The organism is Binatus sp. (SeqCode) (assembly GCF_035272065.1).
Lineage (GTDB): Bacteria > Desulfobacterota > Binatia > Binatales > Binataceae > Binatus.
Map to the genome: position 1 here is coordinate 96,690 of NZ_DATEQZ010000114.1, position 15,746 is coordinate 112,435.

Genomic DNA, 15,746 nt, shown 5'->3' on the forward strand with positions numbered 1-15,746 from the left:
GAGGAAAGAATGGACCGCCATGAATGATGCGTCGACCAGGGCGCCAGACGTCAGCCTCGCAAAGCTGTTCGGGGTTTTTCTCTACATAGGTGCGACCAGTTTCGGCGGGGGCGTGGTCGCCTATCTGCAGGAGCATCTCGTCACCCGCCAGAACTGGCTCAACGACGATCACTTCCTGGCGGCTCTCGAGATCGGGCAGACCGTCCCGGGCCTGATCTCGACCAACGTCAGCGTGATCGTTGGCAGCCGCCTGCGCGGAGTGGCCGGATCGATCGTCGCAGTGGCCGGCATGACGCTTCCCGGTGCAATCGTCGTGTTCGTCCTCGGGCTGCTGTATTCGCACTTCAAAAATAATCCTGAGGTGGGCGCGGTGCTGAACGGCGTGGGTGCGGCAGCGGTCGGATTGATCCTGGCGGTGACGCTGCAGTTCGGCCGCCGGGAAATCAAAAAATGGCAGGACTGGATCATCCTGATTCCGGCGTTCGTGCTGGTTGGGATTTTTCACATCTCACTGGTGCCGGTGCTGGTAGTGCTCGCGCCGATCGCGATCCAGCTCAACCGGCCCGACCGCGCCGAGCTCGCCGCGTATCATTCGCAGCAAGCCGCGTATCACGCGCAGTTGGCTGAACATCACGAGGAAGTCGCGGCGCGGCACGGCGCGGCCGACGCCGGCGCGGGGACACCATCATGAATAAGCTGGTCAACATGGTTAACGTGTTCGCGCTGCTGTCGCTGCTCGCGGTCGGCGGCGGAACCGCGGTGCTGCCGCAGATGAAGCACGACGTAGTCGTCACGCATCGATGGCTCAGCGCCGAGCAATTCACCGACATCTACAGCCTCGGGCAGTTGTCGCCGGGACCCAACATGAACATGGTGGCAGTGATCGGCTACCACGTCTCGGGGATCGCGGGCGCGATCCTGGTGCTGCTCGCCTTCTATGTGCCGTCGTGCACGCTGGTGTTCGCTGTAGGGAAATTCTGGGACCACTTTGAAGGCTCGCCGTGGCGCGACTCGGTGCAACGCGGGATGGCGCCGATCACGATCGGCCTGATGATGTCGGGCGTGTACGCGATCGGCCGGACGGCCACGATCAATCTCGACCGTTCGATGCGCTTCAACGAAACCACGGTCGCGATTACGCTGATAGTGACCGCGATCCTGCTCAAGCGTCATATCAATCCCGCGCTGCTTATCCTCGCAGGCGGGGCCGTGGGATGGTTCGCGTTGCGGATGGTCTGAAAACTCCGATGACCTAAGCTGCGGGCTCCCGAGCGGTCAGAAATCGGTACGAGCCTTTGGAAGTGTTGGATGCCGCGTTCGCGCGACAGCATTAAATGTCCATGCTCGAGCGCAGCTCGCGCTGCACCGATTCGCAGAGCACGATGTCCTCGCGGGTTACCGGGTCGCTGAATTCATGGTTGAAGCCATAACCATGTCTCTCAGTAACGCCTACCTCTGAATCGCTGAACAAACTTCCTTTACCAGGTCGGGTAATGCACGAGTTCCATCGAGACGCACGACGCGACATTGCAACTTCGCGAGCCATGCCTGGTGCCGCGCGAGATTGCGCCCCTCCCGACTGCCGTCATCGTAGTGTGAAGCCCACTCAATGAATTCCTCCGCTTGCTGATGCAGCGAGCCGTTAGGAGCAACCGCATCGGGGCCGAGGCGCCGAGCCTCGCGCGCGCGCAGTCGCTGCAGGCGAATCTCGGTCGGGGCGTACAAAAATACCACCAAATCCAGGTGCGGAATGATGGGGTCGCCCCAACCGTCGAGCGAGCCGCTCAGTACCCATTCTGATCGATCGAGGAACACCTCGCGCATAAGGCGGAGACGATCGGCGACCTCGCGCATCTCGCGATACGGCGGGTTCGTCGGCCGCCAGAAGTAATCATCCGTGTCGTGATGCGGGACGGCCAGAGTATCGGCCAAAGCGCGACCGAGGCTTGTGACGCCGGCGCCAGAAGCTCCCATGACGTGAACGCGCCTGGTCTTCATCTAACCACTTTTGTGATTGCGGAGGATGTCGAGGCGCAACTGCAGTTTTTCGCCGAGCCATAGTGCATTGATTGCGTGATCGGTGTAGGCGTCGGTGGTCTCGGGATGGACCAGGATGTTTAGGCCGGCGCGGTTCAGCATCAGCCACGGGACGATTTTCGCGAATTCATCCGGATCGAATTTTACCTGGTACATCGACTGCGGATGCGGACCCGCTGGCGCGTCCCGCCATCGGCCCATTACCACTTTGAAGGTGCGCTCGATCGATTCGCGCAGCCGTGCTGCGGTGTCGCGCGACGCATCATCGTAGTAGATGTGCGCGTGATAGCAACTTATGATCGATGGATCGATCGGGTCCGACATCGTGATTACTCAGTCGATCATATTCGTTGCAGAGCGATCACCGGGATCTGACGCGTCGTGGCCTTTTGATATTCCGTAAAGTTGGGCATCACTTTGGCTTGCGCGTCGAACAGGCGCTGACGCTCGGGGTCGGTTGTGATGACAGCCTTGGCCTGGAACTTTTCCTTGCCGAGCTCAATCGTAACCGTCGGGTGAGCCTTCAGGTTGTGGAACCAGGCGGGGTTTGTCGGGAAGCCACCCTTTGACGCGATTATCACGATTCGATCGCCATCCTTCGTGTACACGAGCGGAGTGGTAAAGGGACGGCCGCTCTTGGCGCCGGTCGTCGTCAGCAGAAGCAAGGGCGCGTTCACGAACGGGCCGCTCAGAACCTTGCCGCCGTTGGCGCGAAATTCCTTGATTAGATTCTGATTGAATTCATGCATTGCTTTTTCGTTGAACTCAGCCATGGTGGTCTCCTCTTTTCAGGAAAGTTGTGTCTGTCGTTAACCCGCTCCCGCAGCTTATGCCTGATCTAAATCTCGGGCCATTTGTTGTTCCATGGGCGCGCTTGTTCGTAGGCGTACGAGGCTTGCAGGACGAGGTCCTCGCGATGGCGCTCGGCGACGATTTGCAAGCCGCATGGCAGGCCGGAGTCGGCAAGGCCCGCGCGCACCGACGCCGCGGGATGACCGCTCATGTTGAACGGATAAGTGAACACCACGGCGTCGAGCGGATGTTTGAGCGGCTGGCCGTTGATCTCGCTAGGCATCGGACCTTTGGCGGCAAACGCCTCGGTCGGAAGCGTGGGTGTCAGCAGCAAGTCAAAGCGCTCGAAGATGCGCTGGCACCAATCGTTGAATTCGCGGCGCCGTCGATACGCGGCGCCGTAACGCTCCCACGTGATGCGCGGCGCGCCGTCGAAGCCGGCGGCGAATGCGCGGCCGAAATTCTCGCGATCGCGTTCGAGCCACTCGTGCAGCATCGCATAGGTCTGAGACGTGCCGATTAGCATCCAGGCGCGGCCGGTATCGGGCACGGGGTCGTCGATAGTCGTCACCTCGTGGCCGAGGGCCTTGAAGACGGCGGCGGCCTTCGCGATTTCGCGCGCGACATCGTGCTGCACGAGCTGGCCGAAGTCAGGATGAAACGCGATGCGAAGTTTTTTCGGGATGCCCTCGAGAATCGCGGAGTAGGAAATTCCCGGATGTGGCAGCGAGTCGGGATCGGCCGGGTGATAGCCGACGACCGCGTCCATAAAGAGCGCGGCGTCGCGCACGGTGCGAACTATAGGACCGTGCACGGAAGTATCGTTCCATTGTTGCATCCCGAGCGTCGGGTCGTTCGGAATCCTGCCGTAGTTCGGCTTCAGCCCGTAGCATCCGGTGTAACATGCGGGGATTCGCACCGAGCCGCCACCGTCGGAGCCGGTTGAGATAGGCACGACGCCGCCCGCGATTGCCGCCGAAGTGCCGCCAGAAGAACCGCCGGGCGTGCGCTCGAGATTCCACGGATTGCGGGTGACGCCGAAGAGCAGGTTCTTGGTGAATGCGGGGGCGCCGAACTCGGGTGCGTTGGTCTTGCCGATCACGATCGCGCCGGCCGCCTTAAGCCGCGCTACCTGGATCGAATCCGTCTTGGACATGTTGTCCTTGAACGGCTTGGACCCATGGCTGTTCACCAGACCGATCGTGTCTTCGAGGTCCTTGACGCCGAGTGGCAACCCGGCCAGCGTGCCGACTTTCTCGCCGCGCGCGATCTTCTCGTCGAGCGCGCGCGCCTCGGCCATCGCGGCGTCAGCGCGCAGCGCGACAAACGCATTGATCTTCGGATTGGTCTGCTCGATTCGCCTGATCGTCAGGTCCATCAATTCGCTCGGCTTAATCTCCCGCTTGCGAATCAACGCGGCAAGTTCATGCGCTGGCTTCCAATACAGTTCGGTCATGGCGGACACCTCCGAGGAATAATCACCTGCGCGGTGGGCGGCAGGGGCGACCCCTGCACCCAATGAAAGACGCGAAGACGCGAAGAGGCGAAATTCGCGCAGTGCGGCTTTCGCGAAGGGTTTATGTGACGACTGGCGCTTTCGTCGGGTTCTGTCCTAATGCTTGAAACAAAACCTACTATGACAAGCCCGGAATCATAAAGGAAACCGGACGCAGGTGCCCAGTGGGGGTGCGGTTTGACTCCCTAACAGACGTTAGATAAATTTTTCGATAAACCAGTGCGAGGCGTTTCCAAAAATTCAGCCGCGCGCGCGAGCGCCAAGATCGTTGACCTGCGGCGGCCTACGGACACGCGCGACCGCGTGCTGCAAGTCGCGCAGGCGCTGTTTGCGGAGCGCGGCTATCGCGGCACCAGCCTGCGGGATATCGCGAAGAGAATCGGAATCAAGGCGCCTTCGCTGTTGCATCATTTTCCGTCCAAGCAGCAGCTCTACCTCGCGGTGCTCGACAAGATGTTCGAGAGCCTCGAGGACGCGGCCAATGCGATCGCGTGGGGGCGCGAGAGCCGGCAGGAGCGGATGCGCCAGGCGGTCGGCGACGCGATCGACTTTATCGCGAGCCATCCGGATTTCGTGCGAATCATGTGGAAAGAGATGGCCGACGAAAGCGGAGTCGGGCGGCAAGTGCTCAAGCGCCGGCTGCCGCCGCTGTTTTCCACCGCGGTTAATTTTATTTTCCGCGGGCAGCGCGACGGCGAGTTCCGCACCGAAGTCGATCCGCTGCATTTCATGTGGAGCCTGAATTCGATCACGATCGGCTACTTCACGACGGCGGCGATGATCCTGCGGCTGTGGAGCATGAACCTGCTCGAACCTGCAATGATCGAACGGCGCAAGCGCGAAGTGATCGACATGGTCGAGCGCACGCTGTTCACGACAGGCCCACGAACGCCTGAATCACCGCGGGAATAGATACTGAAAAAAAGGAGAGAATCGCGCTTATGAAGTTGGGAACTTTCTATGAGCATCAGCTGCCGCGGCCGTGGAAAGAGGGCTCGGAGCTGAAGCTGTTTCAGGACGCGCTCGACCAGGTCGAACTCGCGGACAAGCTCGGCATCGACCATATGTGGGAAGTCGAGCATCACTTTCTCGAGGAGTATGCGCACTCGTCAGCGCCCGAAATTTTTTTGGCGGCGGCCAGTCAGCGGACAAAGCAGATTCGGCTTGGTCACGGAATCGTGCTGCTGCCGCCGGGGTACAATCATCCGGCGCGGGTGGCGGAGCGGATCGCGACGCTCGACCTGGTGAGCGGCGGGCGCGTCGAATTCGGCACCGGCGAGTCGTCGGCGGAGCTCGAGCTCGGCGGCTTTCGCATCGCGCGTGCGGACAAGCGCGAGATGTGGCAAGAGTCGCTCGGCGCGATCGCGCGGATGTTCGTCGAGGATCCGTTTCTCGGGCATGAGGGCAAGTACTTCTCGATGCCGGTGCGCAACGTGGTGCCGAAGCCGGTGCAGAAACCGCATCCGCCGCTATGGGTCGCATGCTCGCGGCGTGAGACGATTCATCTCGCGGCCAAGCTTGGAATCGGCGCGCTGACCTTCGCGTTCGTGTCGCCGGAAGAGGCGCGGCAGTGGGTTAACGACTACTACACGACGCTCGAGAATGAATGCGAGCCGATCGGATATGCGATCAATCCAAATATCGCGATCGTCACCGGGTTCATGTGCGATCAGAACGCCGAGCTCGCGCACAAGATGGGCGAAGAGGGGCTGAAGTTTTTTTCGTACGCGCTCGGCCATCATTATGCGTTCGGCAAACACGAGCCCGGCAAGACCAATATCTGGAATAATTTCAAATCCAGTCCGATCAGTTTGCCAGGCATGGACGGCACGAATTCATGCGTCGGCTCGCCCGACCAGATTCGCACGCGGCTGCGCGAGTTCGAGGAAGCCGGCGTCGACCAGGTCGTGTTCATCTCGCAGGCCGGCAACAACAAGCACGAAGACATCTGCTCGTCGCTCAACCTGTTCGCCGAAAAGGTGATGCCGGAATTCAAGGAGCGCGAACAAAAGCGCGCGCATCAGAAGGCCGAGCGAATCGCGCCGATCCTCGAGAAGGCGATGAAGCGCAAGCCGGAACCGAAAATCCCGAAGAGCGACGGACCCACCGTCGTGCAGGCAGGGATGCTCGTTTAGCGGGAGGCAAAAGGAGCTCGCGCAGCTCGCGATTCAAGAGACCGGAACCGGCTTCGCGTGGCGCGAAGGTGTCCGAGGTCCTTCCTCAGCTCGCGCTGCTCGCATCGTCAGGATGACAAGAGAGGACCGTCCCGAGCGGGGCGGCCTTTTTGTTTTCGCGTCAGTGCTTGACCGGCGCGGTCGGGGCGGGTCCGACGCGCGTGAACGTCACCGGGAAGCCGTGGCAGTCGCCCGGAGTGACGAGTTCTTCACGGAAGTGGCTCGCGTCACTGACGATGATTCGTGCCTTCACCCATCGCGCCGATTGGAATCCATGATCGGCGCAAATCTGATCGGCCCTCACTATGCCAGGCACGTTTTGATCGAGCGTTCCCTTCCATACGACCTGGCCCGCGGGGATACTTTTGTTGCCGTCAATGAGAGTCGCGACGTAGTTTCGGCCGCGTAGCATCTGGTCGAGACCGATTACCACTCGAAGCGGACCACCCGGATAGGTGGCCATCCAGTTTCCATTGAGCAGCCTCGCTACGTTCATCGGCGGCGGGGGCGGCTGCACGGGAGCGGGCGGAGCTACCGGCATCGAAGGTCCGGTCGATTGTTGGAACGACTGCGAATTGCACGAGGAAGCGACGCACACGAACAGAATTGCCATCGATGCAATGGCGGCGGGTGAAGTTAGTGACTGGCGGCGGATCGGACGCGGCATAGATTCCTCCGGCGGACGGATGGTCAAGTATAGACTGCGCTGCGGCGCAGCACAGCATAGCCGCGACCGGCGAGGGAAATGGATGGCGGGTTATGATTCTGACTAAATTAGTTGATATGCGCGCGCGACGTTTTCGCCAAGGATACCGCGGTGTCCCGACTCCGTCATCGGCGCGATCATCCCCTTCAGCTCATCGAGATAATTGCCCGGATGATCGGGATGCGGATAGTCAGTCGCCCAGAAGAACTTGTCCTCGCCGACAATCTGCATCATCGCCGCAATAGTACGTTCGTCGGGATCCGCTGAGATGTAACACTGGCGCTTGAAGTAGTACGAGGGCTTCTCTTTGAGGCGAACCGTAGCGCCGAGCGTGGTGCCGTTGAAGATGGCGTCGCCGCGATCGAGGAAGTAGCCGATCCATCCCGCCTGCGATTCGAGCACGACCACGCGCAGCTTCGGGAAGCGGTCGAATACTCCTAGCTGGAAGAACGTTCCGAAGGCGTGCTGCACGCCCTGGCCTGCGAACAGATCGTAGTACCACGCGGCCCAGCCGAAGTTGTCGTAGCGATGATGGATGCCGAAGCTGGCGGGCTCGAAGGTTGGATGAATCGCGAGCGGGACGGCGAGATCCTGCGCCGCCGCGAAGACCGCGTCGTGGCGCGGGTCGCCGTGCGGAACGCGGGTGATGGTGAAAGGGCAGACGAAGGCGCCCTTGCATCCGTCCTTCACGGCGCGCTCGAGTTCGCGCGCGGCCTCTGCGGGGTCACCGAGCGAAAGATGAGCAATCGGGATCAAGCGTCCGCCCGAGTCGCGGCAGAAGTCGGCGATCCAGCGGTTGTAGGCGCGGCAGTATGCGGCCGAGAGCTCGGCGTCGAAAAGTTCCGCTTCCCAGAGCAGTCCAATCGTCGGATAGAGAATCGATTTCGCCATCCCCTCCCGGTTGAGCAGCTCGAGCCGTTCCTTCATGACCATGGTTCCGAAGGCCGCCCCCTTTAGGTAGGTGTCCTCGGGTTTCGGCGCGAGCATCCGCACCTGCTCCGGCTTGACGTCGCCGCGCGTCGAGGACTCGCGCAATTTTTTTGCGTCCTCGACTTTCTTGCCCATGCCGCCGAGTGAGCCAAGCAGGCCGGGCGCGGTCATCTTGGCGCGCTTGCGATCTATTTCGAGATACTCGAAGCCGTCGTCGCCGACGCGAATGCGCATCGCGCGTTCGCGATATTTGGCGTCGATGTACTTCTCCCAGAGGTCGGGCGGTTCGAGGATATGCCCGTCGCAATCAATAATCAGTTCTTCAGTCTTCATAGTATCAACTCCCGCACTACTAAGTAGTCACTGACTAATCAAAAGATCGCGAGCGGATTTACCGGCGATGCGGTGCCGCGCTCGAGGATCAGCGGCGCCATCGAGAACATGAACTCGTTGCGGCCTAGGCCGGCGCAAGCCGACGACAGCGCGTCGAGGTCGGCATTGTCGATCAGATGTATGCCCATCGCGACGAGCGTGCCGACATGGATCGGCAACGCAACGCCGTCATAGCCGCTGGGGATCACGTCGCTGACTGCGTCACAGCCGAGGACTGCGATGCGCCGCTCGTGGAGCCACGGCAAGCAGGCGGCTTCGAGGCCAGGCAGACCGACGCGCATGGGATCCCATCCGCCTTTGACCTTGCGCATCGCGGCGCGGCCGGTGCGAACCATCAGCACGTCGCCTTCTTCGACGTGAACCTTCTGCGCTTTTTCGGCGGCGTCGAGATCTTGTGGCAGAATTTTTTCGCCGGGCTCCATCCATTCGATCTTTTTGAGGCGCGGAATATCCAGCAGGACGCCGCGGCTGACGATACCCGCGCGGGTGACGTCGATCGCGCACTTTTTTGCGCCATGCGATCCGACCTCGCTGGCGTCGAAGCCGTTGTACATTTTGTTCTGCCAGAAGACGTGACAGAGCGCGTCAATATGAGTATTCGCCATTCCATGCGGCGCGATCGCGAAATAGTCACCGGAATAAGGCAGCGCCTGCTCGTGCGAGTCGGCGCCCGCCTGCACCATCAAGTGAGTAACCGGGTTTGGATTGTCGGGCGCGGGGATCGTTGCGAGCGGCAGCGCCATCGAGACGCTTTCGCCGGTTTGCACGAGGCGCGCTGCGGCGGCGCGTTTCTGATTGGTGATGAAGTTCAGTGCGCCGCGCTGATCGTCCTTGCCCCAGCGCGCCCAGTTGCTGAGCTTCTCGAACATTCCAATCACGTCCGAAGGCGAAAGCTTTTGCCCCATGATAATCTCTCCCGCGGTACAGGATGCGTGGAAAACCCCGTATAGCACGCCCGGCGGCGGGCCTGTCAATTTGAACGATCGGTATGGATTCGCGGGATCCGGAGAGACCAGTTGGGTAACGACTACATCGAAGCGGCGCGGATTTTTCACGAGGTCACCAAGCATTCGTACACCAGCGTGCGTTCGTCGCCGCACTTTCTGGACTGGGACATCAAGCCGCTCCCGTACAAGATTTATCCGGGCGCCGCGTCGGTCGCGTTGCCGCGCGACCTGAATCTTTCCTCGACGCCGACGCTGGCCGCGCTGTCGTCGTACGTACCGGCGGATTTTTCCGCGCCGATCGATACGCCGGCGCTGACGCGTATCCTGTTCTGTGCCGACGGCCTGACGCGGCACAAGCGAGTCGGTGCCGACGACTATCATTTCCGCGCGGCGCCGTCCGCGGGCGCGCTGTATCCAATCGAGATTTACGTCGCGGCCAGTGACGTGGACGTGCTCGAGAACGGGCTCTACCACTTTTCGCCGGCTGATTTGCGGATGACCGGGCTCAGGCGCGGCGATTGGCGCAGTTACATTGCCGAGGCTGCCGCACAGCGCCCGTCGATTCGGCACGCGAGTGTGGTGATCGCGCTGTCGGCGATCTACTGGCGCAGTGAATGGAAATATCGCGCACGGGCGTATCGGTATTGCTACTGGGACGCGGGAACTCTGCTCGCAAATCTGCTTGCAGCGGCGGCGGCCGAGGAAATATCCGCGGAGGTGATCACCGCATTCGAGGATCCGGCGCTCGAAAAGTTACTCGGAATCGACGGCGAGCGGGAAGGCATGATCGCGCTTGTTGCGCTTGGAAGATCAGACCAACCGGCCACGCCGTCGCCGCAAATCGAGCCGTTGACTCTCGAGTCGATTCCGCTCTCGGCGAAGGACGAGGTGTACCAGGACAGAGTCAAGATGCATCGCGAGTCGCGGCTAGTCACCGCCGATGAAGTCGCGATGGTCTCCGCGGCGAAACTGGAATCAGCGCCATCTGAATCGCCGCCGAGTGCGAACGCGCTTCATCTTGAAACTATAACTTCGGAGGAATCCGCGGGACTCGGCGAGACGATTTTGCGCCGCGGATCGTCGCGGGCATTTGCGCAGCAGGCGATTACTGCCGAAGAGCTCGCGACCATCCTGGCCGCTTCAAGCGTGCATCCGCAGGCTGACTTTCCGGCGTTGACCGAGATTTATCTAATCGTCAACGCGGCCGAAGGATTGGAACCCGGTGCGTACTACTACAACCGAGATGGGCGCGCGTTCGAGTTGCTGAAGGCGGGCAATTTCCGGGGTGAGGCTGGGTACTTGTGCCTCGAACAGCCGCTCGGCATGGATTGCTCGGCGCTTGTTGTTTATATGGCCGATCTCGAGCGCGCGCTGCACGCGTTGGGAAATCGCGGCTACGGCTATGCGCATCTCGAGGCTGGAATTCTTGGCGGCCGTGCGTACCTGGCGGCGTATTCGCTCGGCCGCGGCGCGACGGGACTGACGTTCTACGACGACGATACGACCAAGTTCTTCGAGCCGCACGCGGCAGGAAAGAGTCCGCTATGGATGGTGGCGCTCGGAATTCCCCGTTCGCGGATGAAATCGTAGCGAGCCCAAAGAATCGCGCGTGCGGTGCTGATGACCGTCTGGCAAGCGAGTGCCCGCTGGCGTCCACCTATGTTCACCAGATTCGATCTGGTTATTCTTTCGCAGAGATTGATAGGTTGCATGAATCTGCCTGAGTTCCAGGATTTGGATCTCAGTATCGCCCGAGCCCGAATTGCTTTGTCGCTCATTGCGATGCTGTCCCTGTACATCGATCCCAGCACCGCCGGTGGCCTCTTCCACCTGAACATTTACGCGTTGACAACCCTGCTCTGCCATCTGGCGTACAGCGTTGGAATGTATTTCGCGCTCAGCCGCCGACTGGCGGACGGGAATCTTCAGGTGCTTTCAACCAGCTTCGACCTGTTCTTCGCGACCGTGGTCGCATTCATAACCGAGGGGCAAACGAGCGCGTCGTACGTCTTCTTTGTGTTCGCGATTGTCGCAACCGGAAGCCGCGCGAAGTCTCGTCCAATAGTCACGGTGACGCTTTTGAGCGTAGCGCTGTATTTGCTGGTGATAGTCCTGACGAGGGGGATAACCAGCGTTTACGATATGCGGGCGGTGTACCTGGCGATCACCGGATATTTGATCGGCTTCTTTTCGCAGCAGCGCGCCCTGTTTGAAGCGGAGGTACGCGAGTTGGAAACGCGCGCCGAGCGACAATCGATCGCGCGATCATTGCATGACGGTTACGTCCAGGCCCTGGCCGGAGTTAATTTGCGGCTCGAGACCTGCCGCGCTCTCCTGAACAGGAATCGCCCGCAAGACGCGCTCCTGGAAATCACGGATCTGCAAACCGGCGTCGCCCGAGAGTATGATTCGGTGCGAATCTATCTGCGCTCGCTCGCAGGGATCGACCAGGGCTCTACTGCGGATCTCGCCGCGCGATTTTCTGATCCAAACTTTGAAGTTCTAGCCGCGTTCAGTGGTCGCAGTCTTCTCGGCGAGCATATACTGCAGATCATGCTTGAAGGCCTGCGCAACGCCAGGAGCCACGGATTGGCTAACCTGGTAAGGATTGACGTGCATGAGGCCGACGACAAGGTTTCGATCAGTATCGAGGATGATGGTGTGGGCTTGTCAGACTCGTCGTCGCGGCCATGGGCTATAGCCTCGAGGGTCGCGGAGTTGGAAGGGCACATGAGCATGCACAGCGATGGCCGCACCCGGTTGCAAATCGAACTCCCGAACAGCCAGGTATGAGAACGCCGCTGCGTCTCATAATCGCCGACGATCACGCGCTCTTCCGGCAGGGACTGAAGTCGCTGCTGCTGCTTCAACCAGACACTCAGGTCGTCGCCGAAATAGAATCAGCGGATGATGTAGAGCCGGTCGTTTCCGACACGGACAGTGACATTCTTCTGCTCGATCTGCAGATGGACCGCTGGATGATGGAAGACATCGCGCGACTCAGCCGCCTGACAAACGTGATCGTGCTGACCGCGAGCGAAAGTGCCGAAAATGGAGTTAGAGCCTTGCGACTCGGCGCCAAGGGTGTTGTGCAGAAGCGATTTGCGATCGAGACGTTGATGATGGCGGTACGCTCTGTCGCCGATGGAATGGTCTGGATGCCGCCAACGGTGCAAACCGAGTTTGCAAGACAGGAAAGCTCGAGTGGAAAAGAATGACACCGCGGGAATCCGAAATCGTCCGCTACGTCGCCTCTGGCCTAAGGAATATCGAAGTCGCCGAGCGGCTCTCGATAACCGAGAGCACCGTCAAAACCCATCTCAACAATATCTTTCAAAAGCTCGCCGTGCGCGATCGTCTTGAGCTGACGCACTACGCGATCAAGACCGGAATGGTCGCGGTACTCGATCGCAATCGCTGACAAGCCGATCGCAGTGATGCGCATATGACAGGCATTGCCGCTAGATGCGGCATCGTCATTCTCCCAGAATTTCTCGGGCCAGCAGAGATAACTCCTAGTTAAGCGAAAATTTGAAACCTAAGGTGGATCGCTCGCTCCATCGATAGGTCTACAACTTGATTCATCGTTGGATGGACTCGGGATCATTGGCGCCGAGGCATACGTCTTGCTCCAGGGGAAAAGTGAGTTATCAGCGCGTTCGTCGCGCCGCGCGGAGGCGCATAGCCAACGCAAATCAACCTTGGAGGGAGATGATCGATGTACTCAGGAGTAACGGGACTTTTGGAGAGAATCCGCGAAGCCTGGCGAGACCCGATGGTCCGCCGCAACGCGGGTTACTTGATGGCCGGTAAAATGATCGGGCTCGGGCTCGTACTCTTGCTGATCTCGAAATGGTATCTGCCCGCCTCGGCATACGCGGACACCGCACCGGCCTTGCCGCCGCCGAACGTCAACGCGATCAACACGGTATGGACGCTGGTAGCTGCGTACCTGGTTTTCTGCATGCAGGTCGGCTTTGTCATGCTGGAGTCGGGATTCGCGCGCTCGCGTGAGACCGTCAACATTCTCGTGGAAGGAATCGCCGACACCTGCATCTGCGGCGTCACCTTCTGGCTGTGGGGCTTCGCATTCATGTTCTGTCCGGGGACGCCGTGGATCGGCACGACCGGCTTCATGCTGCACGGCCTCGCTCCGACCTATGGCACCACGGGAGTGCCGCTGCTTGCGTACTGGGTATTCCAGTATGCATTCGCCGACACCTGCTCGACGGTTACCTCGGGCGCGAGAATCGGCCGCTGCGACTTCATCGGCAACCTGTTGTACAGCGTGGGCGTGACGGGCTTCATCTATCCGGTCATCGGACACTGGGCATGGGGTCCGGACGGATGGCTGGCAAACCTGAACCCGGTTAATTTTCACGACTTCGCCGGATCGACGGTAGTGCACACGATCGGAGGAACGATCTCTTTGGCCGGGGCAATCGCGCTCGGACCTCGGCTTGGTCGCGTCTTCAAACGTGATGGCGGCGAGCCGATGAAACCGCATGACCTGATAATCGGCGCGACGGGCGGTCTGATCCTGTGGTTCGGGTGGTACGGATTCAATCCTGGCAGCACCCTTTCCGCGATGGATGCACAGGGCATTGGCCGCGTCTCCTTCAACACGACGATAGCCGCCTGCTCAGCGGGCCTGACTTCGCTCTATTATTCGTACTACAAGGCCGGCAAATGGGATCTCGCGTTAACCGTCAACGGATTCCTGGCGGGCCTGGTCGCGATAACCTGCCCTTGCTACTGGGTCGATCCTGAAGGTGCGTTCCTGCTCGGAATCGGCGCCGGGATTGTGGTGGTCTGGGGAATCGACCTGCTCGAATACCTGCGCATTGACGATCCGATCGGCGCCGTCCCGGTACATATGATCGCCGGAATCTGGGGCACGCTCTCGCTTGGCCTGTTCGCCGCCGGTAAATACGGCGCGCCGACAGCGACAGGAGCGGACACCAGCAGCGTCGTCACCGGTCTATTCTACGGAGGCGACCTGGGCGTTTTGAAAGCACAGATGATCGGCAGTTTCTCGATCACTATCGCGACCTTCGTGGCCTCGATGGCCCTGATGTACGCGGTGAAGTACGCCTTCAGACTCCGCATTCCGACCGAGGGAGAAATCGAAGGACTCGACTTGCACGAGCACGGCTTCCCCGCGTACCCGGAATACGTCGTCACCGGTAACGACGGCTGCCCGAAGAGCATCGACGACGTACCGATCGGCAGGCGCACCATGGCGCGGCCTTCAAAAGTCAAGAAGGTTGCCTAGGACCCTGCGCGATGTGGACCGCAGCACGGAGACTTTACGGGAGTCATCCAAGTGCTTGGATCAAACGGGCCGGCCTCTGTCGGAATCAGCCACCGACTCGGGGCCGGCCCGAGCATCCGAAGATGGAGCTGGACAGTGATAGGGGCCGCGAAAAAGTTCGTAGCGTACTTGGCGCAGCAGCGACTACGGCGCAAGGTAATCGGCGCGCTCGAAGTCAATCGGCGGGCGGGAGTTCGCAACGACGGCCTCTCGCTCAGGAGCATGCGCAATCGGCTCGAGGTCGAATGGCAGGCCCGGGAGATTCATCCTTGGGATCAAGGTTTGGCGCCCGAGCGATCTGCACAGAGATTCGTGCAGCAATGCCTCGAGGATGTGGACGCGGCAATCTCCCGGTTGTTCGCGACACTGCCCGACACCGATGAAATTGTGCTGCGAGTGCTCGACCCGGCTTCCGGAGATCCTATCGTGACGGGCACGGTTAGCCGTGCGGAAGCGTCCGCGGCAACGGCTGGGTCCGTCGGGATGAAACTGAAATCGCTCGGCCTGGTGTATCGACTGGCAAATTGGCAGTTCGAGTCGCTCGGCAACTGAAAGAGTCGGTTGGGAGGGAATCTCGACTGGCCTGATGACTGCCTGATAAGCGGATGCCTGCTGTTTGAGCAGTCACATTGCATTTTTCATCAATATTCATTCGATTTTGAAATGGCACTTTTCATGCTTTGAGCCCCTGTGCTCCCGTAACGGGAGTTCACGTGCGCACGGCGGACAACCACCTCCGCCGCGAATCGAAGGAGGCAAGATGGCTGAAGAACAGAAAAAGATGGTGCCGACCCTCGGCTTGACCGGAGTCACGGTCAACGCGATGGCGCTCATCGCCCCGGGAGCATTCCTGTGGATTACCTTTGTCCAACAGGCGGGCTACGCATTTCCGTCGGGGATGGCGATGTGGGCCGGAATTTTCGTGGCGCTGATGCTG

At 60.4% G+C, this 15,746-nt stretch carries 17 protein-coding genes; 10 read left to right on the forward strand and 7 right to left on the reverse strand.

Annotation, left to right across the window (positions count from 1 at the left end; translation table 11 throughout):
• Window positions 1–19 precede the first annotated feature (19 nt).
• Together VJX68_RS18550 and VJX68_RS18555 are read left to right on the forward strand one after the other, a co-directional pair.
• Complete coding sequence (locus VJX68_RS18550; protein ID WP_324097219.1) at window positions 20–691, forward strand: chromate transporter; 672 nt, start codon at window positions 20–22, stop codon at window positions 689–691.
• Window positions 688–1,239, forward strand: a complete 552-nt coding sequence (locus VJX68_RS18555) for a chromate transporter (RefSeq protein ID WP_324097220.1) — start codon at window positions 688–690, stop codon at window positions 1,237–1,239. Before VJX68_RS18550 ends, VJX68_RS18555 begins: the two co-directional genes overlap by 4 nt.
• A 210-nt stretch (window positions 1,240–1,449) precedes the next feature.
• Here VJX68_RS18555 and VJX68_RS18560 read toward each other — a convergent pair whose 3' ends face one another.
• The 4 genes from VJX68_RS18560 to VJX68_RS18575 form a co-directional block, all read right to left on the reverse strand.
• Window positions 1,450–1,998, reverse strand: a complete 549-nt coding sequence (locus VJX68_RS18560) for a P-loop NTPase family protein (RefSeq protein WP_324097221.1) — start codon at window positions 1,996–1,998, stop codon at window positions 1,450–1,452.
• Window positions 1,999–2,361 carry a DOPA 4,5-dioxygenase family protein gene (locus tag VJX68_RS18565; RefSeq protein ID WP_324097222.1) on the reverse strand — a complete coding sequence of 121 codons (363 nt, stop codon included), beginning with the start codon at window positions 2,359–2,361 and terminating at the stop codon, window positions 1,999–2,001.
• A 17-nt stretch (window positions 2,362–2,378) separates the two neighbouring features.
• The gene (locus VJX68_RS18570) at window positions 2,379–2,810 is read right to left on the reverse strand and encodes a nitroreductase family deazaflavin-dependent oxidoreductase (RefSeq protein ID WP_324097223.1); all 432 of its coding nucleotides are present in this window, start codon (window positions 2,808–2,810) and stop codon (window positions 2,379–2,381) included.
• A 65-nt stretch (window positions 2,811–2,875) separates the two neighbouring features.
• Window positions 2,876–4,285, reverse strand: coding sequence for an amidase (locus VJX68_RS18575; RefSeq protein ID WP_324097224.1), 1,410 nt, complete (start codon window positions 4,283–4,285; stop codon window positions 2,876–2,878).
• A 279-nt stretch (window positions 4,286–4,564) separates the two neighbouring features.
• Between VJX68_RS18575 and VJX68_RS18580 the strand changes: the two genes are divergently transcribed.
• A complete protein-coding gene (locus VJX68_RS18580; protein ID WP_324097225.1) occupies window positions 4,565–5,257 on the forward strand; it encodes a TetR/AcrR family transcriptional regulator in 693 nt (230 codons plus the stop codon).
• A 29-nt stretch (window positions 5,258–5,286) separates the two neighbouring features.
• Window positions 5,287–6,480 carry an LLM class flavin-dependent oxidoreductase gene (locus VJX68_RS18585; protein WP_324097226.1) on the forward strand — a complete coding sequence of 398 codons (1,194 nt, stop codon included), beginning with the start codon at window positions 5,287–5,289 and terminating at the stop codon, window positions 6,478–6,480.
• Window positions 6,481–6,640: 160 nt separating this feature from the next.
• Here VJX68_RS18585 and VJX68_RS18590 read toward each other — a convergent pair whose 3' ends face one another.
• The 3 genes from VJX68_RS18590 to VJX68_RS18600 form a co-directional block, all read right to left on the reverse strand.
• Entirely contained in the window at window positions 6,641–7,186 is a 546-nt protein-coding gene (locus VJX68_RS18590; RefSeq protein WP_324097227.1) for a hypothetical protein, read from the reverse strand.
• A 102-nt stretch (window positions 7,187–7,288) separates the two neighbouring features.
• Window positions 7,289–8,488 (reverse strand): amidohydrolase family protein, encoded by a 1,200-nt coding sequence (locus VJX68_RS18595; RefSeq protein ID WP_324097228.1) that lies wholly within the window; start codon window positions 8,486–8,488, stop codon window positions 7,289–7,291.
• A 38-nt stretch (window positions 8,489–8,526) separates the two neighbouring features.
• On the reverse strand, window positions 8,527–9,453 hold the full coding sequence (locus VJX68_RS18600; protein WP_324097229.1) for a cyclase family protein: 927 nt from the start codon (window positions 9,451–9,453) through the stop codon (window positions 8,527–8,529).
• Between the two features lie 111 nt (window positions 9,454–9,564).
• Between VJX68_RS18600 and VJX68_RS18605 the strand changes: the two genes are divergently transcribed.
• The 6 genes from VJX68_RS18605 to VJX68_RS18630 all read left to right on the forward strand — a co-directional run bounded on the left by VJX68_RS18605 (window position 9,565) and on the right by VJX68_RS18630 (window position 15,361).
• Window positions 9,565–11,085 carry a SagB/ThcOx family dehydrogenase gene (locus VJX68_RS18605; RefSeq protein ID WP_324097230.1) on the forward strand — a complete coding sequence of 507 codons (1,521 nt, stop codon included), beginning with the start codon at window positions 9,565–9,567 and terminating at the stop codon, window positions 11,083–11,085.
• Window positions 11,086–11,205: 120 nt separating this feature from the next.
• The gene (locus VJX68_RS18610) at window positions 11,206–12,288 is read left to right on the forward strand and encodes a sensor histidine kinase (RefSeq protein WP_324097231.1); all 1,083 of its coding nucleotides are present in this window, start codon (window positions 11,206–11,208) and stop codon (window positions 12,286–12,288) included.
• Entirely contained in the window at window positions 12,285–12,713 is a 429-nt protein-coding gene (locus VJX68_RS18615) for a response regulator (protein WP_324097232.1), read from the forward strand. Before VJX68_RS18610 ends, VJX68_RS18615 begins: the two co-directional genes overlap by 4 nt.
• The gene (locus VJX68_RS18620) at window positions 12,710–12,916 is read left to right on the forward strand and encodes a response regulator transcription factor (RefSeq protein WP_324097233.1); all 207 of its coding nucleotides are present in this window, start codon (window positions 12,710–12,712) and stop codon (window positions 12,914–12,916) included. The genes VJX68_RS18615 and VJX68_RS18620 overlap by 4 nt, the downstream gene beginning before the upstream one ends.
• A gap of 354 nt (window positions 12,917–13,270) precedes the next feature.
• On the forward strand, window positions 13,271–14,770 hold the full coding sequence (locus tag VJX68_RS18625; RefSeq protein ID WP_324097234.1) for an ammonium transporter: 1,500 nt from the start codon (window positions 13,271–13,273) through the stop codon (window positions 14,768–14,770).
• Window positions 14,771–14,938: 168 nt separating this feature from the next.
• Window positions 14,939–15,361: a hypothetical protein gene (locus VJX68_RS18630; RefSeq protein ID WP_324097235.1), complete on the forward strand. Its 423-nt coding sequence runs from the start codon at window positions 14,939–14,941 to the stop codon at window positions 15,359–15,361.
• Window positions 15,362–15,746 lie beyond the last annotated feature (385 nt).